The sequence below is a fragment of the Hydrogenophaga sp. genome (assembly GCF_011772445.1).
GTDB lineage: Bacteria > Pseudomonadota > Gammaproteobacteria > Burkholderiales > Burkholderiaceae_C > Hydrogenophaga.
In genome coordinates, this window is the sequence record NZ_WVZN01000045.1 from 138,278 (window position 1) to 160,163 (window position 21,886).

Annotated in this window: 28 protein-coding genes and 1 pseudogene; 25 read left to right on the forward strand and 4 right to left on the reverse strand. The window is 70.1% G+C overall.

All coding sequences use genetic code 11. The features are described from left to right. Positions 1 to 38 precede the first annotated feature (38 nt). From fliD to flgJ, 11 genes are read left to right on the forward strand one after another with little or no spacing between them, the layout of a single operon-like run. Positions 39 to 1,394, forward strand: a complete 1,356-nt coding sequence (gene fliD, locus GTO19_RS18855) for a flagellar filament capping protein FliD (RefSeq protein WP_291023589.1) — start codon at positions 39 to 41, stop codon at positions 1,392 to 1,394. A 16-nt stretch (positions 1,395 to 1,410) separates the two neighbouring features. After that, the gene (fliS, locus tag GTO19_RS18860; RefSeq protein ID WP_291023593.1) at positions 1,411 to 1,797 is read left to right on the forward strand and encodes a flagellar export chaperone FliS; all 387 of its coding nucleotides are present in this window, start codon (positions 1,411 to 1,413) and stop codon (positions 1,795 to 1,797) included. Further along, complete coding sequence (locus tag GTO19_RS18865; protein WP_291023596.1) at positions 1,784 to 2,083, forward strand: hypothetical protein; 300 nt, start codon at positions 1,784 to 1,786, stop codon at positions 2,081 to 2,083. Before fliS ends, GTO19_RS18865 begins: the two co-directional genes overlap by 14 nt. 13 nt (positions 2,084 to 2,096) lie before the next feature. Next, positions 2,097 to 3,140, forward strand: coding sequence for a flagellar hook-length control protein FliK (locus GTO19_RS18870; RefSeq protein ID WP_291023598.1), 1,044 nt, complete (start codon positions 2,097 to 2,099; stop codon positions 3,138 to 3,140). Positions 3,141 to 3,173: 33 nt separating this feature from the next. Beyond that, the gene (locus GTO19_RS18875; RefSeq protein ID WP_291023600.1) at positions 3,174 to 3,626 is read left to right on the forward strand and encodes a flagellar basal body protein; all 453 of its coding nucleotides are present in this window, start codon (positions 3,174 to 3,176) and stop codon (positions 3,624 to 3,626) included. Between the two features lie 2 nt (positions 3,627 to 3,628). Then, on the forward strand, positions 3,629 to 4,342 hold the full coding sequence (locus GTO19_RS18880) for a FliA/WhiG family RNA polymerase sigma factor (protein WP_291023602.1): 714 nt from the start codon (positions 3,629 to 3,631) through the stop codon (positions 4,340 to 4,342). Between the two features lie 19 nt (positions 4,343 to 4,361). Then, the gene (gene motA, locus GTO19_RS18885; RefSeq protein ID WP_291023604.1) at positions 4,362 to 5,234 is read left to right on the forward strand and encodes a flagellar motor stator protein MotA; all 873 of its coding nucleotides are present in this window, start codon (positions 4,362 to 4,364) and stop codon (positions 5,232 to 5,234) included. Then, on the forward strand, positions 5,227 to 6,258 hold the full coding sequence (locus GTO19_RS18890; RefSeq protein WP_291023607.1) for a flagellar motor protein MotB: 1,032 nt from the start codon (positions 5,227 to 5,229) through the stop codon (positions 6,256 to 6,258). Before motA ends, GTO19_RS18890 begins: the two co-directional genes overlap by 8 nt. 45 nt (positions 6,259 to 6,303) lie before the next feature. Then, a complete protein-coding gene (locus GTO19_RS18895) occupies positions 6,304 to 6,573 on the forward strand; it encodes a flagellar biosynthesis anti-sigma factor FlgM (protein ID WP_291023609.1) in 270 nt (89 codons plus the stop codon). Further along, positions 6,570 to 6,998, forward strand: a complete 429-nt coding sequence (flgN, locus tag GTO19_RS18900; protein ID WP_291023611.1) for a flagellar export chaperone FlgN — start codon at positions 6,570 to 6,572, stop codon at positions 6,996 to 6,998. Before GTO19_RS18895 ends, flgN begins: the two co-directional genes overlap by 4 nt. Beyond that, positions 6,985 to 7,722, forward strand: coding sequence for a flagellar assembly peptidoglycan hydrolase FlgJ (gene flgJ, locus GTO19_RS18905; RefSeq protein WP_291023613.1), 738 nt, complete (start codon positions 6,985 to 6,987; stop codon positions 7,720 to 7,722). The genes flgN and flgJ overlap by 14 nt, the downstream gene beginning before the upstream one ends. Positions 7,723 to 7,726: 4 nt before the next feature. On the opposite strand, the gene flgA is transcribed toward flgJ, so the two are convergent. Continuing rightward, positions 7,727 to 8,416, reverse strand: coding sequence for a flagellar basal body P-ring formation chaperone FlgA (gene flgA, locus GTO19_RS18910; protein ID WP_291023615.1), 690 nt, complete (start codon positions 8,414 to 8,416; stop codon positions 7,727 to 7,729). On the opposite strand from flgA, the gene flgB reads away from it, so the two are divergent. The 12 genes from flgB to GTO19_RS18970 all read left to right on the forward strand — a co-directional run bounded on the left by flgB (position 8,415) and on the right by GTO19_RS18970 (position 18,343). Further along, positions 8,415 to 8,780 (forward strand): flagellar basal body rod protein FlgB, encoded by a 366-nt coding sequence (gene flgB / locus GTO19_RS18915; protein ID WP_291023617.1) that lies wholly within the window; start codon positions 8,415 to 8,417, stop codon positions 8,778 to 8,780. The two genes, flgA and flgB, sit on opposite strands and share 2 nt — an antisense overlap. A gap of 2 nt (positions 8,781 to 8,782) precedes the next feature. Further along, entirely contained in the window at positions 8,783 to 9,193 is a 411-nt protein-coding gene (gene flgC, locus GTO19_RS18920) for a flagellar basal body rod protein FlgC (protein ID WP_291023619.1), read from the forward strand. 2 nt (positions 9,194 to 9,195) lie between these two features. Continuing rightward, the gene (locus GTO19_RS18925; protein WP_291023622.1) at positions 9,196 to 9,864 is read left to right on the forward strand and encodes a flagellar hook capping FlgD N-terminal domain-containing protein; all 669 of its coding nucleotides are present in this window, start codon (positions 9,196 to 9,198) and stop codon (positions 9,862 to 9,864) included. 21 nt (positions 9,865 to 9,885) lie between these two features. After that, the gene (locus tag GTO19_RS18930) at positions 9,886 to 11,079 is read left to right on the forward strand and encodes a flagellar hook protein FlgE (protein WP_291023624.1); all 1,194 of its coding nucleotides are present in this window, start codon (positions 9,886 to 9,888) and stop codon (positions 11,077 to 11,079) included. 12 nt (positions 11,080 to 11,091) lie between these two features. Further along, positions 11,092 to 11,823 (forward strand): flagellar basal-body rod protein FlgF, encoded by a 732-nt coding sequence (gene flgF, locus GTO19_RS18935; RefSeq protein ID WP_291023627.1) that lies wholly within the window; start codon positions 11,092 to 11,094, stop codon positions 11,821 to 11,823. Between the two features lie 31 nt (positions 11,824 to 11,854). Further along, entirely contained in the window at positions 11,855 to 12,643 is a 789-nt protein-coding gene (gene flgG, locus GTO19_RS18940; protein WP_291023630.1) for a flagellar basal-body rod protein FlgG, read from the forward strand. Further along, entirely contained in the window at positions 12,643 to 13,299 is a 657-nt protein-coding gene (gene flgH, locus GTO19_RS18945; RefSeq protein ID WP_291023632.1) for a flagellar basal body L-ring protein FlgH, read from the forward strand. Before flgG ends, flgH begins: the two co-directional genes overlap by 1 nt. A 13-nt stretch (positions 13,300 to 13,312) precedes the next feature. After that, on the forward strand, positions 13,313 to 14,482 hold the full coding sequence (locus tag GTO19_RS18950) for a flagellar basal body P-ring protein FlgI (RefSeq protein WP_291023635.1): 1,170 nt from the start codon (positions 13,313 to 13,315) through the stop codon (positions 14,480 to 14,482). Between the two features lie 105 nt (positions 14,483 to 14,587). Continuing rightward, positions 14,588 to 14,974, forward strand: a complete 387-nt coding sequence (locus GTO19_RS18955; RefSeq protein ID WP_291023636.1) for a rod-binding protein — start codon at positions 14,588 to 14,590, stop codon at positions 14,972 to 14,974. Further along, positions 14,971 to 16,344, forward strand: coding sequence for a flagellar hook-associated protein FlgK (gene flgK, locus GTO19_RS18960; protein ID WP_291023639.1), 1,374 nt, complete (start codon positions 14,971 to 14,973; stop codon positions 16,342 to 16,344). Before GTO19_RS18955 ends, flgK begins: the two co-directional genes overlap by 4 nt. 17 nt (positions 16,345 to 16,361) lie before the next feature. Further along, positions 16,362 to 17,273: a flagellar hook-associated protein 3 gene (locus tag GTO19_RS18965; protein WP_291023641.1), complete on the forward strand. Its 912-nt coding sequence runs from the start codon at positions 16,362 to 16,364 to the stop codon at positions 17,271 to 17,273. Further along, positions 17,273 to 18,343 carry a hypothetical protein gene (locus tag GTO19_RS18970; RefSeq protein ID WP_291023643.1) on the forward strand — a complete coding sequence of 357 codons (1,071 nt, stop codon included), beginning with the start codon at positions 17,273 to 17,275 and terminating at the stop codon, positions 18,341 to 18,343. Before GTO19_RS18965 ends, GTO19_RS18970 begins: the two co-directional genes overlap by 1 nt. A 4-nt stretch (positions 18,344 to 18,347) precedes the next feature. Here the strand turns inward: GTO19_RS18970 and GTO19_RS18975 are convergent, their stop codons facing one another. Together GTO19_RS18975 and GTO19_RS18980 are read right to left on the reverse strand one after the other, a co-directional pair. Next, a complete protein-coding gene (locus GTO19_RS18975; RefSeq protein ID WP_291023645.1) occupies positions 18,348 to 18,845 on the reverse strand; it encodes a type II toxin-antitoxin system YhaV family toxin in 498 nt (165 codons plus the stop codon). Next, the gene (locus GTO19_RS18980; protein WP_291023647.1) at positions 18,842 to 19,171 is read right to left on the reverse strand and encodes a type II toxin-antitoxin system PrlF family antitoxin; all 330 of its coding nucleotides are present in this window, start codon (positions 19,169 to 19,171) and stop codon (positions 18,842 to 18,844) included. Before GTO19_RS18980 ends, GTO19_RS18975 begins: the two co-directional genes overlap by 4 nt. 201 nt (positions 19,172 to 19,372) lie before the next feature. Between GTO19_RS18980 and GTO19_RS18985 the strand changes: the two genes are divergently transcribed. Together GTO19_RS18985 and GTO19_RS18990 are read left to right on the forward strand one after the other, a co-directional pair. Beyond that, entirely contained in the window at positions 19,373 to 20,266 is an 894-nt protein-coding gene (locus GTO19_RS18985; protein WP_291023648.1) for a flagellin, read from the forward strand. A gap of 113 nt (positions 20,267 to 20,379) precedes the next feature. Next, positions 20,380 to 21,372: a hypothetical protein gene (locus GTO19_RS18990; RefSeq protein ID WP_291023650.1), complete on the forward strand. Its 993-nt coding sequence runs from the start codon at positions 20,380 to 20,382 to the stop codon at positions 21,370 to 21,372. Between the two features lie 333 nt (positions 21,373 to 21,705). Here GTO19_RS18990 and GTO19_RS18995 read toward each other — a convergent pair. Continuing rightward, positions 21,706 to 21,825, reverse strand: a pseudogene (locus GTO19_RS18995) (chemotaxis protein); the annotation flags it as partial. Positions 21,826 to 21,886: the final 61 nt, after the last annotated feature.

Genomic DNA, 21,886 nt, shown 5'->3' on the forward strand with positions numbered 1-21,886 from the left:
CGGCGTCCCTGACCGCCTGACCCCTCTGGAGTAAGACGATGGACTTCGACCCGACCACGACCGCGACCCAACTGGCCACGCTGATGGTGCAAGGCCCGCAGCAGCAGATCGACCGCGAGTCGCAACTGGCCAAGGCCACCCAGGCCGGCCTGGAAAAGCTGCGCGCGGCACTGTCCAGCTTCAACACCGCCGTCAGCGGCCTGGCCGGCGCCACCGGCGGGCTGAAGAAGAACACCGCCACGGTCACCGGTACCGGCGCCACGGCCTCGGCCAGCGCCAGCGCGCAGCCGGGCGCGTACAGCTTCTTCGTCGAGCAGCTCGCCTCCACCCACCAGGTGGCCTTCGCCGACCTGCCGGCCGTGCCCGTGGCCCTGGGCGGCCCGCTGGTGGTGCAGCGCGCCGACGGCTCGTCCTTCAACGTCAACCTGCTCGCCGCCGACCAGGACGGCGACGGCAACCTCAGCGCCACCGAAATCGCGCGCGCCATCAACCAGTCCGCCGGCAACGAGGGCAAGGTGACCGCGCAGGTGGCCACCACCGCCTCGGGCCCGCAACTCATCCTGTCCTCGGGCCTGAGCGGCGCCGACGGCGCGATCACGCTCGACGCCTCCGGCCTGCCCGACAGCGCGCTCAAGACCGCGCTGGGCGGCGCGCCCACGCAACTGGCCGCCGCGCGCAATGCGGTGGTCTGGCTGGGCGGGCAGGGCAGCGGCCTGCGCATCGAGCAGGGCAGCAACAGCTACACCGGCATCGCGGGCGTGGAGGTGAGCTTCACCAAGGCCCAGACCGCGGGCGACGCGCCGATCCAGCTCGACGTGGCCGCCGACAAGGCCGGCACCGAAGAGAGCGTGCGCAAGTTCGTCAACGCCTACAACGCGCTGCAGAACGAACTCAACAACCTCACCAAGACCAGCGAAGACGCGGCCTCGCGCGGCGCCTTCTCCACCGACGCGGGCGTGCGCAACCTGCGCAACCGCCTCAACGACCTGATCCGCCAGGACTTCGGCGGCCTGCGCATCAGCGACCTCGGCATCAGCAGCGACCGCCAGGGCCAGCTCACGCTGGACACCACGCGCCTGAACAAGACCCTGGCCGCCAACCCCGAGGCACTGGACACGGTGCTCGGTTCCTCTGCGCTCGGCAAGCGCTCGGGCGTGTTCGGCGCGGTGGCCGATCACCTGGAGACCTGGACGACATCCGGTACGGGCCAGCTCGCGCGCCGCCTGGACAACGTGCAGCTCCAGCAGAAGGGCCTGACCCAGCGCCAGGAGCGCCTGGACGAGACCTTCAACGTGAACTACGAGCGCTACCTGCTGCAGTTCAGCCAGTTGCAGACCGTGCTGGGCCAGATGAACCAGACCTCCGGGCTGTTCAGCCAGCTCGGCACCGCATAGACGAAAGAGGACCCCCTTGAGCTACGACGCATACCAGAGCTACCAGTCCGTCGACCTGGGCGCGCAGACGGCGAAGGCCTCACCGCTGGAGCTGGTGCTGATCCTGATGAACGGGCTGCTCGACGAGCTGGCCCGCGCGCGGGCGCACATCGAACACGCGCGCTTCGAGGCCAAGGCCAACAGCCTCAACCGCAGCGTCGCCATGCTCAATGGCCTGTCCAGCGCCCTGGACACCGACTCGGGCAGCGAGGTGGTGGCGCAGCTCGCCGAGCTGTACGACTACTGCGCGCGCCGCATCCACGAGGCGGGCATCCGCATGGACGTGGCGCTGCTCGACGAGGCCGTGCGACTGCTCGGCACCGTGCGCGAAGGCTGGGAGGGGGTGCGCGATGCCCGTGGTTGAACGCGCCCTCGCGCTCGATCTGGCGCAGCGCCTGCAGGAGCGCACGCAGGCTGGCGACGTGGCCGCGCTTGGCGCGCTCGACCGCGAGGTCGGCGCGCTGCTCATCGGCCTGGCCAACAAGCGCCCGCTGGACGCCGGCACGCGATCGGCCTGCGCGCTGCTGCGGCAGGCGCACCAGCGTGCGCTGGCCCTGGTGCGGCGCGAGCACGACGCGGTGCAGGCGAAGCTGCACGACCTGTGCGCGCACCGCGGCGGTCGCGACGCCTACGCCGTGGCCGCCGAATGAGAAGGAGAACCCCATGAACGCCACCCTCGCGCTCGGCGCCACCGCCCCCGTCACCCCCGTGGCCGACGCCGTGCTGGCGCCCGGTCTGCCCGATGGCGCCCACCCGCTGTTCGCCCAGGTGCTGGGCCAGGCGTCGGCGGCCGAAGGCGAATCGCCCGACACCACCGACGCGCTGGACGCCGCGCTCGCGCCCTGGCTGATGGGCCTGGACTCGCAGCAGGCGCCCGCGTTGCCGTTCACGCAGCCGTTCTCGCGCCTGCTGGGCGCCGCCGCGCGCGAGGCCTCGCCCGACGGCGCGCCGGCCGACGATGCCTCCATCGATGGCATCGCCTGGCCCGCACCGCCCGGCCATGGGTCCACCGCGCGCGCTGGCGCGCCCGACGGGGCCCCCGCGCCCACGGTGCCCGTGCCCGCCACCGCCGCGCCGGCCGCGAGCGGCGCGGACCCCGTCCCGGCGCCCGCCAGCGCCCCGCCACGGCCACTGGCCGATGCGTCGGCGCGCGCGCTCCCGGCCGAGGCCCTGCCCGCCGCCACCGCCCCACGCGCGCCGCGAGAGGCCGGCGCGTTGCCCGATGGCTTTGCGACCGTATTCAACGCCAATGCGGGTTCTACTCCCTCTGCCACGGGCGAGCCCGTCGTGCGCCTGGACCCCGCGCGCACCGAGCTCTGGCAACGCCCGCTCGCGCAGGCCTTGGGCGATCGCGTGCAGTGGCAGTCCACGCAAGGCATCGACCAGGCGCGCATCCGCCTGGACCCGCCCGCGCTCGGCCGCATCGAGATCGTGCTGCGCCAGGAGGGTGCGCAACTGCAGGTGCAGCTCACGGCCTCCAGCCCCGACGTGGCGCGCCAGCTGCAGCACATGGGCGAGGGCCTGCGCCAGGAACTGGGGCAGCGCCAGGGCCAGACCGTGCAGGTGCAGGTGCAGGCCCACGACGGCGGCGCGCAGGCCGACGCGCGCGGCCAGCAGCGCCAGGGCCAGCCCGGCCGCGAGGAGGCCGAACCCGGCCAGGCCCTGCGCGGCGAACACGACCCGTCGCGCCGCTTCACGCTCGCCTGAACCGGTGCGACCTCTCACTGAACGAGTCCCGACATGAGCAAGAAACTCTGGATCTCCCTCGCCGCCGGCGCCTTCGTCCTGCTGGGCGCCGGCAGCGGCTTCGCGGCCTGGCACTTCCTGGGCCAGCAGCCGGCCACGGCGCAGGCCGAGCCCGAGATTGACACGCGCGAGTACCGCTACGTCTCGCTCGACAAGGTCATCGTCATGCTGCGCGCGCGCGAAGGCGGCCCGCTGAGCAACTACATGGCGGTGGACCTGGTGTTCAAGACGCCGGTGAAGGAAGAGTCGACGGCCAAGCAGCAATTGCCCAAGCTGCGCAGCCTGGCCGTGGCCGCGCTGTCCGAGCTCACGCTGGAGCGCGCCAGCATGCTCAGCATTCCCGAGCTCACCGACTTCCTGCAGAAGGCCTACGGCGAGAGCTTCAGCCGCGAATCGCGCGAGGCGCCGTTCGCCGAGGTCATGGTCGGCCGCCTCGTGATCGAGTGAGCATGTACAGCGGCTACGGTGAGATGAGCAGCCTGGCCGCGGCGGAACTGTCCGCCGCGCAGGAGCAGCGCTGGCTCGTCGAGCACACGCCGCTGGTGCGCCGCGCGGTGTCCCAGCTCGCCTCGCAGGCGGGTGGCGCCATGGACCGCGAGGACATGCTGCAGATCGGCCTGATGGGCCTGCTGGAGGCCCTGCGCCGCTACGGCGAGCCCGACGAGCGCTTTCCCGGCTACGCCGCGCAGCGCATCCGCGGCGCCATCCTCGACGAGCTGCGCCGCCAGGACTGGCGCCCGCGCACCGTGCGCCAGGAAGGCAACCGCCTGCGCGACGCCATCCGCGACCTCACGCGCCGCCTGGGCCACGAGCCCTCCGAAGGCGAGGTGAAGGAGCACCTGGGTGTGAGCGCCGAGGACTTCCTTGCCTATGAACAGCACATCAACGCCGAGACCATGGCCAGCTTCGACGAGCTGGTCGAGGAGCTGGCGCTCACGCCCTCGGCCGCGCGCACGCCCGAGGCCGAGCTGATGCAGCGGCGCGCGCTGGAGCAGGCCCTGGCCTGCCTGAACGAGAAGGAGCAGCACGTGGTGCAGCTCTACTACGAAGCGGAACTCAGCCTCAAGGAAATCGGCGCCGTCATGGGCCTGACCGAGGCCCGCGTCTGCCAGATCAACAAGAGCGCGCTGCAGAAGATGCGCGGCGCGATGTCACCCGAATAAACCACCACAGGCCGTCACCATGCAGTTCTTCTTCGGCGTCATCATCGTGTTTCTCTGCGTCTTCGGCGGCTTCCTGCTGCACGGTGGCGACATGGGCGTGGTCTGGCAGCCGGTCGAGCTGCTCATCATCGGCGGCGCCGCCGCCGGCGCCATCGTGATCGGCAACCCGCGCCACGTGCTGGCCGAGATGGGCGTGCAGGTGCGCAAGCTGGTGTCGCGCCGCAAGCGCGGCGAGGAGTACCAGCGCCAGCTCATGCTGCTGATGTACGAACTGCTGCAGACGGCCAAGAACGGCCTCAAGGCGCTGGACGCGCACGTGGAAGAACCGCACAAGAGCCCGCTGTTCCAGCGCTACCCGATGGTGCTGGACGAACCCAAGCTCATGCACTTCATCGTCGACAACTTCCGCGTCATGGCCATGGGCAAGATCACGGCGCACGAAATGGAAGGCGTGCTGGAGCAGGAGCTCGAGGCCATCCACGAGGAACTGACCCAGCCGTCCAAATCGCTGCACAAGGTGGCCGAGGCCATGCCGGGCTTCGGCATCATCGCGGCCGTGCTGGGCATCGTGATGGCGATGAACTCGGTGGCCGATGGCGCCAGCGCGGGCGAGATCTCCACCAAGGTGGCCGCCGCCATGGTGGGCACCTTCATCGGCATCTTCCTGTGCTACGCGGTGCTCGACCCGATCAGCAACATGATGAAGCAGATCGTCAAGGAAGAGATGAGCGACATGGAGGCCGTGAAGGTGGTGCTGGTGTCGCACCTCTCGGGCAAGCCCGAGCTCGTGTCCATCGACGCGGGCCGCCGCCTGATCCAGATCAACATCAAGCCCAGCTTCGCGCAGCTGGAGACCTGGGTGAACCAGCTCGAGGAGAGCCCCGGTGTCTAAGTCATCCGCCCACGGAGCCGACCACGGCACCATCGTCAAGCGCGTCTCGCGCCGCCACGAGGAAGACGACCACGGCGGCAGCTGGAAGGTGGCCTTCGCCGACTTCACGCTCGCGCTCATGTGCCTGTTCCTGGTGCTGTGGGTGCTGGCCGCGCGCGACAAGGAAGAAGCGACGCGCGCGCTGGAGAGCGGCGGTGGCGCGGTGATGGCGGAAATCTCGGGTTCGAAGATCCCGGCCGAGGGCGGCCCGCGCGGCAGCCTGATCGACCGCAAGCCCATGCCGCGCAAGGGCGAGGGCGAAGGCCCCGACGCCATCCGGACCGTGCCCGGCCTGTTGAACCCCACGCCGCTGCGCGCGCGCTACGACACGCCCGAGCAGATGGCCGAGCTGGCTGCGCTGCTGGCCCGCCTGAGCCTGGAGGCGGGCCTGAGCGCCAACCTGCAGACCTTCGTCACGCCGCACGGCCTGCGCATCATGCTGCACGACACCGACAAGGAAGGCATGTTCCAGCTCGGCAGCGCCGTGCCCAGCCAACGCTTCGCCGACATGCTGCACCGCATGGGCCCGCTGCTGGCGAAGATCCAGAACCCCATCCTCATCGTCGGCCACACCGACGCCTCGCCCTATGCCGGCAAGGACCCGTTCGGCCAGTCCAACGCGCGCCTCTCCAGCGAACGCGCGGGCGCGGCGCGGTCGCACCTGCTGCGTGGCGGCATGCCGGCGGACTCGGTGCTGCAGGTGGTGGGCATGGCCGAGCGCGCGCCGGTGCTGCCCGACCAGCCCCTGGCGAGCGTCAACCGCCGCATCGAGGTGATGGTGCTGACCCTGGACCAGGCGCAGGCCATGACGGCGATGTTCGGCCGCCCCACGCAGGCCGAGCCCCTGCTGCCCGGTCTGCAGGCCGAGCAGCCCGCGCGCGACGCGCTGGCCGCCTTGCGCGATTCCGTGGTGGCGGCCGGCCGCCAGTTGCCCGGCTTCGAGCGCGCCATGGCGCCGTCGGCCGAACCCACCATCACGCGCTGAGTCGGGGAGCGCACCATGCAGACACGAAGCACACGAGGCGATCGAATGAGAGTCAACATCCCCGCGGGCACCAGCCCCCTGGCACCGGTGCGCGCCCCGCAGGCCGCGCCCGACGCCGCCGGCACCGGCGAAGCGGCGCCGGCCGCCTTGCAGTCCGGCGTGCTGGGCCCGGCCATGGACGCCTTGCGCGAGATGCCCGAGATCGACCAGGCCCGCGTGGCGCAACTGCGCGAGGCCTACCAGCGCGGCGAGCTGAAGTTCGACGCCGGCAAACTGGCCGCGCTGATCCAGCGCTACCACGGGGACGGCCGATGATCTCCGCCGCCGATGCACTGACCTTGCTCGACGGCCTGCGCCAGGAGCGTGATGGCTTCGCGCGCATGCGCGAGCTGCTGCAGGCGCACTTCGAGGCCGCCGTGCGGCACGACAGCGAACGCGTGCGGGTGGCGGCCGAGCGCATCACCGTGCTCACCGAGCGGCTGGACGCGCTGTGCAGCGAGCGCCAGCAACGGGTGCTGCGCCTCACCGGCGGCGCCACGCGCGACGCGCACGAGGCCCTGGCCTTGCGCCTGCCCGCCAAGGCCGCCGACCTGCTGCGCGAGCAGATGCGCGAGCTGCAAGCCCTGGTGGGCGAGTGCAAGCGCCTGAACGTGCGCAACTGCGAACTCGTGGTGGGCCAGCAGGAGATCATGGCCCGCGTGCTCAGCAGCGACGGCCAGGGCACCTATGCGCCTGCCTGACTTTCCCTCCACCAGCGGCGCCTTCGCGCCACCGCCTCTGCCGTTGCGCGCCGCAGGCGCTGGGCCGGCGGGCGGCTTCGGTGCGCTCATGGGCTCGGTGCGGCAGGAGGTGCATCGCTTCATCGAAAGCGGCAGCGGCGCCGGCCTGAACGCGCTGGGTGGCCTGTCGCCGCAGGCCGCCTGGCGGCGCGCCCAACAGGCGATGGACACCTTGCCGGCGGCCTCGCACACGGAGGCGGTGCCCGTCGAGGGCGCGAGCCGCGAGGAACAACGCGCCTTCCTCGACCGCATCGCGCCCATGGCGCAGCGCGCGGCCGAACGCCTGGGCGTGGCGCCCGAGCTCGTGGCGGCGCACGCGGCGCTCGAATCGGGCTGGGGTCAGCGCCCGCTCAAGGCGGCCGACGGCCGCAGCACGCACAACCTGTTCGGCATCAAGGCCGGCGGCGCCTGGCGCGGCGCGGCCACCGAGGCGCTCACCACCGAATACGGCGGCGGTGAAGCGCAGAAGACCACGCAGTCCTTCCGCCACTACGACAGCCTGGAGCAGGCCTTCGGCGACTACGCCAGCCTGTTGCGCAACAGCCCGCGCTACCAGGACGCCCTGCGCGTGGGCGGCGACGCGCGCGCCTTCGCTGAAGGCCTGGTGCGCGGCGGATACGCCACCGACCCGGCCTATGCCGACAAGCTCGTCGCCGTGGCGCGGCAGATCCAGGGCGCGCCATGAAGCCTCACTGCAGGGGTTCCACTTCGTCCGGCCCGGTCACGCGCGCCTCGATCGTGCGGCTCGACGCCGCATTGCGCACACGCACCGTGTCGCCGCGTTTTCCGCTGCCCAGGCTTTCGCCGGCGGTTTCCACCGCGATCGCCTTGCCGTGGCGCGCGACGATGCGCACCGGCTGGCCGCGCCGCACCAGCACCGGCTCGTGCAGCAGCCGTTGCTGCAGCAGCGTGCCCTCGCGCAGCTTGCGCCGGGGCGTGAAGCCCTCGATCAGGTCCAGCCGGCCAACGGCCTCGGGTGTGGTGGTCAGCTCGCGCGCCTCCAGCCGCGTGTTGCCGTCGGACAGGGTGGCCCCGGCCTCGATGTCCTGCGCCGCCACCAGCACGCGCGCGCTCAGCGCCGCGCGCGCGATCACGGTTTCCCGCCATTGCCCGCCGCAGCGCAGCTCCAGCTTCATGCGCCGGGGCGACCGGGCCTCGACCACCGCCACCTCGGGTGGCTTGTCACACTTTGGTTCCCGTTCCGGCGCCGACACCACGTCCACCTCCACTCGGGTGTCGCTCCAGCCCCGCACGTCGGCGTGTTCACGCCAGTGGGTTTCGACGGTTTTTACAATTCGCGGATCATTGTTGGCGCAGAACGCAATTATTGGTGAGGCCACCAGCGACGCGAACAACATCAATGAGAAAGGAAGGCTCATGGCAATCGACTTCGGACAGGTCATCAGCGGACACGCGCAGGCCCTGCAGTTGCGCGGCCAACGCGCCGAGATCATCGCAGCCAATCTGGCCAACGTGAACACGCCGGGTTATCAGGCGCGCGACATCGACTTCAGCGCGCGCTACGAGTCCGCGCTGGCCAGCCGCGACGAGGGCCTTGCGCTCGAGCTCGACGGTGACACGCTGATGTACCGCGTGCCGCACCACGCCTCAGGCGACCAGAACACCGTGGAGCTGGGCGTGGAGCAGGCCGCCTTCGCGCAGAACGCCACGGGCTTCCAGACCAGCCTGACCTTTCTGCAGATGAAACTCAAGGGCCTCGCGCAGGCCATCCAGGGGCAGTGAGCATGGCCTTCGACAGCATCGCCGCCATCGCCGGCTCGGGCATGAACGCCCAGACCGTGCGCCTGAACACCATCGCCAGCAACCTGGCCAACGCCCAGTCCGCCGCGGGCTCGGAAGACGGCGTCTACCGCGCCCGCAAGCCCGTCTTCGCCACCCTCATGGACGAAGGCACGGGTGCCGGCTCCAGGGTGCAGGTGCTCGACGTGGTGGAAAGCGACGAGCCCGTGCGCAAGGTGCACGAGCCCGAGCACCCGCTGGCCAACGAAGACGGAGACGTCTTCTACCCCAACGTGAACCCGGTGGCCGAGATGACCGACATGATGTCGGCCTCGCGCGCCTTCGAAACCAGCGTCGAGGTGCTCACCCGCACCCGCCAGATGCAGATGGCCGTGCTGCGGCTCGGGGAGGCCTGATCGTGCTCGACACCACCATGAACACCGGCGTGACCTCGGGCAATGGCAGCGCGGGCGACGGCGTGGCGAAGAACGGCATGTCGGTGCCGCAGGACATGTTCATCCGCCTGCTGGTGGCGCAGGTGCGCAACCAGGACCCGCTGGAACCCAAGGACCCGAGCGAGTTCGTCTCGCAACTCGCCACGCTGTCGCAGACCGAGGCGCTGCAGACCCTGGTGAGCCAGAACAACGGTACGGCCGCCATGCTCGACAGCATGCAGGTGCTGAGCCTGGGCGGCCAGGTGGGCAACACCGTCGCGGTTCGCACTTCGCGGATTGATATGGAAGGAAAACCTGTTTCAGGCTCCTTCGTGCTCGACGCCTCCACCCAGACCGCCGCCGTGGTGCTCACCGGCGCCGACGGCAGCAAGCACCGCGTCGAACTGGGCCCGCGCGCGGCCGGCCCGGTGGACTTCACGGTGGACCCGGCCGCGCTGGGCCTGCCCGACGGGAAATACACGATCGCCGTGGACGCTGGCGAGGGCATCACCGCCCCCGGCATCGACGTGCGCGGCGTGCTCACCGGCATCCGGCTCTCGCCCACCGGCGGCGTGCAGATGAAGGTCGCCGGCATCGGCGAAGTCACCCCCGCCGACATCACCGGCTTCTTCGGTCGCGAGACCGCTTCCTAACTCCCCCAGAAGGAACGCAGCATGAGCATGGAAATCGCACTCTCCGGCGTGAAGGCCATCAACGCCGAGCTCGAGACCATTTCGAACAACATCGCCAACGCGGGCACCTACGGCTTCAAGTCCAGCCGCACCAACTTCGCGTCCATGTACGCCGACACCTCGCCCATGGGCGTGGAAGCGTCCTCGCGCACGCAGTCCATCGGCATCGGCGGCGGCACGCTCAACACCGGCCGCGGCATGGACGTGGCCATCAAGGGCAAGGGCTTCTTCGCGGTGAAGGAGCCCTCGGGCCAGACCCTGTTCACGCGCGTGGGCATCTTCACCGCCGACCGCGAGGGCTACGTCACCGACAGCTTCGGCCGCCGCTTGCAGGGCTACGGCGTGGTGCCCGGCTCCGACGTGCTCGGCCCCATGGGCGACATCCAGGTCAGCAAGGAGCAGTTGCCCGCCGTGGCCAGCACCAGCCTGGACTACGTGGCCAACCTCTCCGCCGACTGGACCGCGCCCACCGTGGCGCCCTTCGACCCGGCCGAACCGCTGAGCTACAACGGCTCCAACGTGTCGGTGGTGTACGACTCGCTCGGTTCGCAGCACACGCTCACGCAGTACTTCGTTCGCAGCGGCCCGAACGAGGTGACGGTGCACTATGGCTTCGACGGCACGCCCATGCCCGCCGGCACCGAGACCGTGCTGCAGTTCGGCACCGACGGCCGCCTGACCCTGCCCGCCGGCCCGGTGGCCAAGGCCCTGCCGCTGCCCGCCACGGTGGACCCGATCACCCTGAACGTGAACTACGCCGGCACGACGCAGTACTCGGGCCAGACCACCACCACCGTCAACGACGCCGACGGCAACTCCTCGGGCGCCTTCCTGTCGGTGAGCATCGATGAAGACGGCGCGGTGCTCGCGCAGTACAGCAACGGCCTGCGCCAGCGCATCGGCACCGTGGCCCTGGCCAACTTCCCCAACGAGGACGCGCTGGCCAACGTGAGCGACACGAGCTGGACCGTGACCAATGCCAGCGGCGAGCCGCTGTACGACGCGCCGGGCGTGGGCCAGGCGGGCTCGCTGGTGGCTGGCGCGCTGGAGCAGTCCAACGTGGAGATGACCTCGGAGCTGGTGAGCCTGATGACCTCGCAGCGCAACTACCAGGCCAACACCAAGGTGTTCCAGACGCAGAACCAGATCATGCAGTCCCTGATGCAAGCCGTCTGATCGCGCTGAGCCATGGATGCATTGATCTACACCGTCATGAGTGGCGCCGAGCGCTCGCTGCGCGAGCAGCAGGTGCGCGCCAACAACCTGGCCAATGCCGACACGCCGGGTTTTCGCGCGGACAAGAGCTTCGCCACCGCCATGCGCACGCCCGGCTACGGCTACGACGCGCGCCACATGAGCGAGCTCAGCGCCAACGGCATCAGCGAACGCGCCGGCCCCATCCGCCAGACCGGCCGCGACCTCGACGTGGCCGTCACCGGTGAGGGTTACTTCGCGGTTCAGAACGCGGGCGGCGAGGCCTACACGCGCGCCGGCAGCATCGCCATCGACGCGGAGGGCACGCTCACGGTGAACGGCCGCGCGCTGCTGGGCGAGGGCGGCCCCGTCGTGCTGCCGCCCCACACGGCGGTGCAGATCGGTGCCGACGGCACGGTGTCCGTGCAGGCACCCGGCCAGGCCGGGATGCAGCCGGTGGACCGCCTGAAGCTGGTGAAGCCCGAGCCGGGCGCGCTGGTGAAGAACGAGGCCGGCCTGCTGGTGCCGCGCAACCCGCAAGCGGGCGCGCTGCCCATGGACGAGACCGTGCAGGTCAAGGCCGGCTACCTGGAAGGCAGCAACGTCTCCGCGGTCGAGGAGATGGTGGCCACCATGGCCACCAGCCGCGACTTCGAGATCCAGATGAAGCTCTACGGCGCCGCCGAGCGCATGGCCCAGGCGGGCGACCGCCTGGTGCGCGGCTGATTTCCCTTTTCACGCACACGAGGAACCGACCATGAATGCAGCCATGTGGACCGCCAAGACCGGCGTGCAGGCGCAGGACGCCAAGCTCCAGGCCATCGCCAACAACCTGGCCAACGTCAACACCACCGGCTTCAAGCGCGACCGCGTGGTGTTCGAAGACCTGTTCTACCAAGTGGAGCGCCAGCCCGGCGCCGCGCAGGCCGAGGGCATGAACACGCCCGTGGGTGTGCAGCTCGGCAACGGCGTGCGCGTGGCCGGCACGCAGAAGGTCTTCACCACCGGCAGCCTGCAGACCACGGGCCAGCCGCTGGACATCGCCATCCAGGGCCAGGGCTTCCTGCAGGTGGAGCTGCCCGGCGGCGAGACCGCGTACACGCGCGCCGGCCAACTGCAACGCAGCCCCGAAGGCCGCCTCATGACCGCGCAGGGCTACCCGCTGGTGCCCGACATCACCCTGCCCGAGAACGCCAAGTCCGTCACCATCGGCGAGAACGGCACCGTCAGCGTGAGCCTGCCCGGCAACACCGCGCCGCAAGAGGTCGGCCAGATCACGCTCGCGGGCTTCGTCAACCCCGCCGGCCTGCTGGCCCTGGGCGACAACCTCTACCAGGAGACCGCCGCCAGCGGCGTGCCCACCGAAGGCATTGCCGGCGAAGAGGCGCTGGGCGCCATCAAGCAGGGTGCGCTGGAAGGCTCCAACGTTCAGGTGGTGGAAGAGATGGTGGACATGATCACCGCGCAGCGCACCTACGAGATGAGCACCAAGGTGCTGAGCGCCGCCGACGGCATGCTGCAGAACCTGGCGCAGACGGTGCGCTGATGCGAACCGCGCTGCTGCTGCTGGCCGCCGCGCTGCTCGCGGGCTGCGCCGCCGTGGTGCCGCCGCGCGCGCCGCCGCTGGCCGACGACCCCGCGCCCGTGGTGCAGGTGCCCACGAGCCGCGCCAGCTCGGGTGGCGTGTTCACGCCCCAATCGCCCTGGACCCTGGTGGCCGATACGCGCGCGCGCCGCGCCGGCGACGTCATCACCGTCATCCTGCAGGAGACCACGCAGGCCAGCAAACGATCGGGCACCCAGATCGACAAGGGCAGCAGCGTGGGCATCAGTCCGCTGACCATCGATGGCGACGACATCACCCCCCCCATCGGCCTGAGCGCCGACCGCGCCTTCGACGGCAACGCCAGCAGCACGCAGCAGAACGCGCTGAGCGGCGCCATCACCGCCGTGGTGGTGGAGGTGCTGCCCAACGGCCTGCTGCGCATCGCGGGCGAGAAAAGCCTCTGGCTCAACCAGGGCGAGGAGTTCATCCGCCTGAGCGGCTACGTGCGCGGGCAGGACATCGACGCCGCCAACCGCGTGTCCTCGCAGCGCCTGGCCAATGCGCGCATCGCCTACTCGGGCAGCGGCACCCTGGCCGACGCCAACACCCCGGGCTGGCTCACGCGCTTCTTCAACAGCCCCTGGATGCCCTTCTGATCGGCACACGAGCATGAACACCCGCAACTTGCGTCCGGGCCGACACAGTCGTCTGATCGGCCTCATGACCGGCCTGCTGATCGCCCTGAGCCTCGCGCCCGCCCCGGCGCTCGCGCAAAAGGCCGCCGCCACCACGCCCGCGCGCACCACGCCATTGGGCAACCTGGTGCAGATCGAGGGCATGCGCGAGAACCAGCTCATCGGCTACGGCCTGGTGGTGGGCCTGCAAGGCTCGGGCGACAGCAGCCAGATCAAATTCCAGGGCCAATCGGTGGCCAACATGCTGCGCCAGTTCGGCGTGACGCTGCCCGAGCGCGGCGACCCGCGCCTGAAAAACGTGGCCACCGTGATGGTGAGCGCCACCTTCCCGCCCGGCTACCGCAGGGGCCAGACCATCGACGTCACCGTCTCGTCCATGGGCGACGCCAAGAGCCTGCGCGGCGGCGTGCTGCTGCTCACGCCGCTGCTGGCGGCCGATGGCGAGGTCTACGCGCTCGCGCAGGGCAACGTGGTGGTGGGCGGCTTCTCGGCCCAGGGCCAGAGCGGCTCCAGCGTCACCGTGAACACGCCCACCGCGGGCCGCGTGCCCAGCGGCGCCACGGTGGAGCGTGAAATCCCCACCGACTTCGACACGCGCGAGACCGTGACGCTCAGCCTGCGCCGCCCGCACTTCCAGACCGCCACCAACATCGTGCGCACCATCAATGGCCGCTACGGCGAGATCGCCACCACACGCGACGCCACCAGCGTGGACGTGGTGGCCCCGGCCAACCCGACGCAGCGCGTGGCCTTCGTGGCCGAGCTGCAGAAGCTGGGCGTGCAGGTGGGGCAGGAGCTGCCGCGCGTGGTCTTCAACTCGCGCACCGGCACGGTCGTCATCGCCGACGGCGTGCGCGTGCGCCCGGCCGCCGTGGCGCACGGCAACCTCAAGGTCATCATCGGCGAGCAGCCGGTGGCCAGCCAGCCCGCCCCCTTCGGCCGCGGCGAGACGGTGGTGCTGCCGCAGTCCAGCGTGGTGGCCGAGCAGGACCGCGGCCGCATGTTCAACTGGGCGCCGGGCAGCAAGCTGCAGGACATCATCGACACCATCAACAGCACGGGCGCGTCGCCCGACGACATCATGGCGATCCTGCAGGCGCTGGACCAAGCCGGTGCCATCGATGGCGAACTCATCGTCATATGAAGACGCACCCCCGCCGCGCTTCGCGCGACCCCCTCAAGGGGGCGACACCTGCGGCCCGGCAAAGCCGGTTCCGCGGTGCCTCACGGCTCGACCTGGGCGATTGAGATGGAACTGCGAATCACGCAACGCCTTGAGCCGATCAGCGACGCCGCCGTGCGCGCGCGCGCCGAAGACGCCGCCATCAAGTTCGAGGCCTTCTTCGTCGGCCAGATGCTCAAGCAGATGCGCCAGGGCACGCAGGCCATCGCGGGCGAGGACAGCCCCTTCAAGGACCGCATCCACCAGGACATGCTCGGCATCGCCGACACGCAGGTGGCCGACACCCTGGCCCGCCAGCGCGCCTTCGGCATCGCCGACGTGATCCTGCGCCAGCTCATGCCGGCGACCGTGCCGCAAGCCAGCACCGCGCTTAAGTCCGGCGCCGATCCGGTCGCCTTGCAAGGGGAAGGCGCGGGCGCTTCGCCCGCCGACCCGATCGGGCCCACACCATGAAGATCCAGCAGATCGCCCTGAGCGGTGCGATGGCCGCGCAGGCGGCCTTGAACACCACCAGCCACAACATCGCCAACGCGATGACGCCCGGCTTCACGCGCCAGGGCCCGCTGTTCGCGGCCGTGGGGCCCACGGCTGCCGGCGCGGCCGGCAGCGGCATCGGCGTGCAAGTGCCTTCGCTCATCCGCTTCAGCGACGGCTACAAGAGCCACCAGATGTGGGCCGCCGCGTCCGAGCTGGGCCGCCACGAAACGGTGCAGCCCTACCTCAAGCAGATCGAACAGGTGATGTCGGGCGAAGGCTCCAGCCTCAACAAGGGCCTGGACGCCTTCTTCGGCGCGCTCAACGCCGCCAGCGTGGACCCGAACTCCGCGCCGCTGCGCCAGCAGATCATCACCGAGGCCGAGGCCCTGGCCCAGCGCTTCAACGGCCTCAACCAGGTGCTGCTGAGCCAGCGCCTGTCCATCGGCCAGCAGCGCGAGGCCTCGGTCGCGCAGATCAACAACCTGGCGGGGCAGATCGCCGCGCTCAACGGCGAGATCACCGCCGCCGAATCGCTCAACGTCAACCCCTCGGGCCTCATCGACGAGCGCGACCTGCGCATCGACGAACTGTCCAAGCTGGTGGGCCTGTCGGTGGTGGACCAGCCCGACGGCTCGCGCAGCGTCTCGCTCAAGTCGGGTGTGCCGCTGGTGGCCGGCTCCGTGGCCGGCCGCATGGAGATCATCAACCAGCTCGACGGCTCGCAGGCCATCGAAGTGGCCTTCGCCAAGGAAGCCTTCAAGGTGCGCACCGAGGGCCTGGCGGGCCAGCTCGGCGGCCTGTACGAGTTCGAGGACGGCGTGCTCATGCCCACCGTCGCCTCCATCGCCTCGCTGGCCGAGGAGCTCGCCACGCGCGTGAACACGCAACTGGCGGCCGGCTTCTCGCCCGGCGGCGCGCCGGGCACCGACCTCTTCGTCTTCAACGGCGCCGATGGCCTGCTCTCCGTGCGCCCCGGCGTCACGGGCGACGAGCTGGCCTTCTCCAGCGACCCGCTGCAGGCCGGCAACAGCGACAACCTGCTCGCCGTCATCGGCCTGCAGAACCAGTCGGTGCCCATCACCGGCCTGGGCACGGTGCGCATGGGCGACGTCTACACGCAGTTGCTCGGTGGCATCGGCATCCGCAGCCAGCAGTCGCAGGCCTCCTTCACCACCGCCAAGACGGTGCGCGAGCAGGCCGAGCAGAGCTGGGCCTCCACCAGCAGCGTCAACACCGACGAGGAAGCCATCAACCTCGTGCAGTACCAGCAGATGTACACCGCCAACATGAAGGTGATCCAGGTCGCGGGCGAGCTGTTCGACGCGGTCATCGGGTCGCTGCGTTAACCCCAGGGGAGCCGGACATGCGCATCGCCAGCAACCAGTTCCACATCACCATGAGCAGCTCGCTGCAGGCCGCCACCGCGCGCGTGGAGAAGGTGCTCACGCAAATGGCCTACGGACAGCGCGTGCTGCTGCCCTCCGACGACCCCATCTCCAGCGTGCGCCTGGCGCGGCTGGACCGCGAGGAGGCGGCGATCACCCAGTACCGCGACAACGTGAGCGCGCTCATGTCGCGCCAGCGCCAGAGCGAGTCCATCCTCGACAGCATCAGCAACGACATGCTGCAGCTGCAGGACCTGCTGCTGTTCGCGGCCGACGGCTCCAACAGCAGCGCCGACGTGAACGCCATCTCGGGCTCGCTCGAATCGCTGCGCGACAGCGTGCTGGCCTTCTCGAACACGCGCGACCAGGAAGGCCGCTACCTGTTCTCCGGCACGGCCAGCCTGTCGCCCACCATCACCTTCGACCCCGCCGCCGCGCCCGGCGCGCGCTACACCTTCACCGGCAACACCTTGCAGCAGATGGTGGTGGTGGGCGAGGGCGTGTCCCAGCCGGCCAACACCTCGCTCGACGACCTGGCCGCCATGCTCAACCAGCTCGACCTCACCATCGTGGACCTGAGTGCCCCCGGCGCGGACCTGAGCGACCCGGCCGTGCGCGCGCGCCTGGTCACCACCACCGACATGGCCGACGACAGCTTCAACCGCCTGGGCGAGCGCATCGCGCGCCTGGGTGGCCAGCAGGCCCTGCTGAACAACCTGGACGGCGCGCACGCCAACATCAGCCTCTCCAACCGCCAGGCCGCGCTCACGCTCGGCCAGCTCGACTACGGTGACGCCACGGTGAAGCTGGAGGCCTACAACACCTCGTTGCAGGCCACGCAGAAGGCCTACGCGCGCATCACCTCGTTCTCGCTGTTCGACGTGATCTGATGCAGATCCCCGCCGCGCTGCCGGGCACGCCCGCCCACCGCATCGATGCCGACACCCGTGGCGTGCAGCCGGGCGCCGCGCCCGCCGCGCCGCGCGCGCCCCTGCGCGCCGCCGATGGCAGCGCCGCGAGCGCCGCACCCATGCGCTCGCCGCTCACGCGCGGCCTCAAGGACTTCGACCTCTCGCGCCAGAGCGGCGTCGCTGGTGCGCAGCTCTCGGGTGTTTACCTCGACCGCCTGCAACAAGGCCTGCAGGCGCTGCGCCAGCACTACACCGCCCAGCTCGGCGCCGATCCGGAACAGCCCATGGCCAGCGCGGCGGGCGCCGACGCCCTGCGCGCCGGCCTCAAGGCCATCTGGGCGCAGCGCGCCCGCGCCACCGCCGGCGCGCTGGACGCGCAACTGCGCATCGGCGAGCCCGGCCAGGCGCGGCAGGACTTCCGCATCCGCGGCCTCTCGCAGGCCACGCTCACCAGCGGCACACGCGAGGTGCTCACCGTCGTCACCGGCAACGCGCCCGCGCCGCTCACCGCCACGCTGGACCCCGAACTCGGCACCCAGGCGAACCTGCGCCGGCTCGACCAGGCCCTGGCGCCCGTGGGCCTGCGCGTGCGCGCCGACGAGAGCGGCGAGCCGGTGTTCAGCGTGCCCGAAGCCGACTGGCCGCGCTTTCACGACCGCATCCTCATCAAGGGCGAGGGCCGACGCTTCCCCGACGGCCAGGCCCAGCCCGTGCGCACGCCCGCGCTGCCTGCGGCCTTGGGCGAGTCCGTGTTCGAGGCGCCGGGCAGCGAGCCCGCCTCGCTGCGCGAGGTCCTGGGCCGCGTGAGCGTGGGCATCGCTGCGGTGCAGGGCGCGCAACAGCGCGCGCAAGTGGCGCTGATGGAACAGCACCAGGCCCTGGGCCAGGCCGCCGGCGCCACCAAGACCTCGCCCGAGCGCGCGCGCGCCCTGGCCGAGGGCTTCGCCGCGCGCCTGGGGGAAGCCGGTTTCGCGCGCTACGAAGCGGTGGCCCCCACCGTCGCCGGCATCAGCCGCGAGCGCGTGCGTTCGCTGCTGGGCACCGACTGACGGCTTAGTGCGGGGCGAGTCGCTTCAGCCGCTTGCTGTCGTTCTTGGCCTGATTCAACAGCTGGTCCCAGTCACTGGGAGGGCGGCCGCTGTCGAGCATCTTGCGAAACACCCGATAGGCGTCGTCATCGCTTTCGTAGGCCCGCCGGGTTTGCTCGTCGTTGACCCAGGCGTACACGATCACCTGGCTTGCCGCGTGGTAGCGGAAGAACAATCGGTACTGCTGGAAGAACTTCGCGCGGAACCAGTGCTTGTGCTCTTCGCCCAGCGTGCCACCCTGCCGATACTCCGGCCGCGCCGGGCCTTGAGGAATGACGTCGAATGCCAGCTTCACGATGGCCGCCAGGCGCTTGCTGACATTCTTCTTCGCGAAGCCTGTTGGGTCCTTTCGCTTCAGCGCTTCCACTTGCCGGGTGAGCGCCTCCAACTGTTCAAGGAACAAGGGGTGAGCGAAGACCGTCCAGCCATGAATGACCAGGGGAACGGGCGTGTCCCTGGTCATTCGTCGTCTGCCGACAGTGGGGCATCGAGATCGAATTCCACTGCGTTCACCAGCGAGTGCAGCCGGGAGACGAGGCGGGCGTCCAGCGTTTTCAGGCGCTCGGGATGGGCAGCCATGTCGTGGGCGAGAAAGCCCAGAAAACTGCCGATCAGGGGATCGTCTTCCGATGCGATGTCCGCTCGCGTCAGCACGACCTCTCCGTTGGCACGAATCGAATAGTGGATCTTGTCCCGCTTGCCCAGGCGAAGGGCGCGGCGCACGGTTTCCGGTACCGTAGTCTGGTACCGGTCGGTCAAGGTGGATTCAACTTCAAAGGTGGCGGGCATGAAGGGCGCTCCAGGGGACTGACAGAGACGATCTGCATGGTAATGCAATTGCATTTCCTGGTCAATGCGATTGCATTACCGAGGTATCACCAGAGATTTTTTCGATTCGCGCTTAAGGAACTCCGCGAAGCGGTCGCCCAGTAAGGGGGAGGACGTCGATGTCCGACGGACCCGACCAACAGCCCACAGGAGAGATCCACCATGCTGAGTCTGCACACCAACGCCGCTTCGCTGAGCACCCAGAACGCCCTCGGTGGCGTCCAGAAGAACCTGAGCAGTTCGCTGACCCGTCTGGGCACGGGCTTCCGCATCAACTCGGCCATGGACGACGCCGCCGGCCTGCAGATCGCCACCCGCATGAACGCGCAATCGCGCGGCATCACGGTCGCCATGCGCAACACGCAGAACGGCATCTCGATGATGCAGACCGCCGAAGGCGGCCTGAAAGAGATGAGCAACATCCTGACGCGCATGAAGGACCTGGCCACGGAAGCCGCCAACGGCAGCTCCACCCAGGAAGACCGCGACGCCCTGCAAGCCGAATACGACCAGCTCGGCGAAGAACTCGGCAACATCATCAAGAACACGGCCTTCGCCGGTGAGCGCTCGTTCTCCGACGGCACCACCACCGACGGCACGGGCGGCAAACTGTCCGCCGCCGTGACCTTCCAGATCGGCGCCTCCACCGCCGAGACGATGGAAGTCGACATCTCCACCGCGCTGGGCGACCTGACCACGGCCCTGGACGGCCTGGCCGCTTCCTACGCCGCTGGCGCCGACCCGGCCGCCCCGGGCACCGAGATCGCCACCTCGGCCGCCGCCAACACCATCATCGACACCATCGGCGACTCGCTCGACACCATCGGCGCCGTGCGCGCCCAGATGGGTGCCGCCAGCAACCGCCTGGAAAGCGTCTACAACAACCTGGGCAACATGCGCATGCAGACCGAGCAGTCCAAGGGCCGCATCATGGACGTGGACTACGCCAGCGAAACCGCCAACATGACCAAGAACCAGATGCTCATGCAGGCCAGCACCTCGATGCTGCGCTCCAGCAGCAGCATGTCGCAGCTGGTCATGGCGCTGGTGCAGTAATCGCACCCCGGGCCGCCACCGCGGCCCTGAAGCAGCAAGGCCAGCCGCGACCCGGCTGGCTTTTTTTTCGAGTGGGCGGAACGCAAGCCGCCGTTGCCTGTCTGTCCTGAGCCATGAACCTCGAGCGCGTCACCGCCGCCCCGCCCATCAGCGCCCGCCTGCCCGAGGCGGACGCGCGCCCGGCGCCGCCCGAGGTGGGCCAGCGCCTGCGCATGCGCTTCGACGGCCACGATGGCGACGGCGTGCTGCTCAGCGAAGAGCAGGGCCGCCGCTGGCGCCTGGCCGATGGCGCCGGCTGGTCGCGCAATCTGCGCGTGGGCGACATGCTGTGGATGCAGGTGCGGTCCACCGAACCCGCGCTGGAGCTGGAATGGGTGCTGCGCCCGCCGACCCCGGCCCGTGCCGACACCGCCGCGCAACCCGAGGACGTCGCTGCCATGCGACCCGACCAGGCCGCGCAGCGCCTGCACCAGTGGCGCCTGCCCTCGGCGGCCGAACTCGCGGCCGCGTGGCGCGCCATCCTCTCGTCGCGCCACATGGAGCTGGGCCTGCGCAGCCTGGCCCTGATGGAAGGCCCGGCGCGCCTGCCGATGGCCAGCAGCGGGGCCGACGGCGCCACCGTGCGCGCGGCGACCGAGCCTGTGCCGCATTGGGTGTTTCACCTCTACTCGCTGGGCAGCCTGGCCGTGGCCCTGCGCGTGGCCGCGCGCCGGCAGTGGGCGCGCGATGAAGCGCCCGCCACGCCCACGCCGCAGACCGAAGCCGGCCTGGAACTGGAACTGAGCCTGCCCGGCGGCGGGCAAGTGCTGCTGCAACTGTGCTGGCGCGAATCGCGCCTGGCCATGGCCGTGCTGCCACGCCAGCCCGAGCACCTGGAACTGCTGCGCGTGGTGCTGCCCGACATCGTGGCCGCCATGGCCCGCGCGGGCGCGGTTCCCACGGCCGTGCAACTGGGCTCGCCGCTCACGGCCTTGCCGGCGGGCGGCATGGGCTACCGGCCGGGGCCGGTGTCCTCGGCGCTCCTGCAATTGGGCGCGGAATTCACCACCGCGCTCATGCGCATCTGGCCGGTGGGCATGGGGCCGGTGGAAACCGCGGCCGGCTAGAAGAAACGCCGCGTTGGCCGGCGTTGGAATGGCCCGCGAATCGCGGGAAAAGACTTTTTTTGTCAATCCCTGTCAAGGTTGACAGGCGACCGTATTAAACCCCGGTGGGTACCGCCATTTCGCGGGTTTTCACCCGCCCTGCGCAGGGCCGGTGAGGGCGCCTACCACACCGCCTTGGGGTGGAACACCGGGGGAGTTCCTCTTTGGCTGGGGCGGTAGGGCGGGGGGCTCTGGCGCCCAAAGGCCGGCACTCACATCACGTGAAATTCATTGAATGGGTGATAAACCAGTCGGGGGTATTTTGTGGCTGTGCGGTCACACAAACGCTGAACCTCAGGCGCGCAGCCGAAACACCTGCACCACCTCCGCCAGCCGCGTCGCCTGGTCCCGCAGGCTTTGCGCGGCCGCCGTGCTCTGCTCCACCAGCGCGGCGTTCTGCTGGGTCATCTGGTTGTGATGTCTCAATAGGTTGTTCACCCGGAAGGGTCTGGGAGACTGGAGTTACCACGCTTCA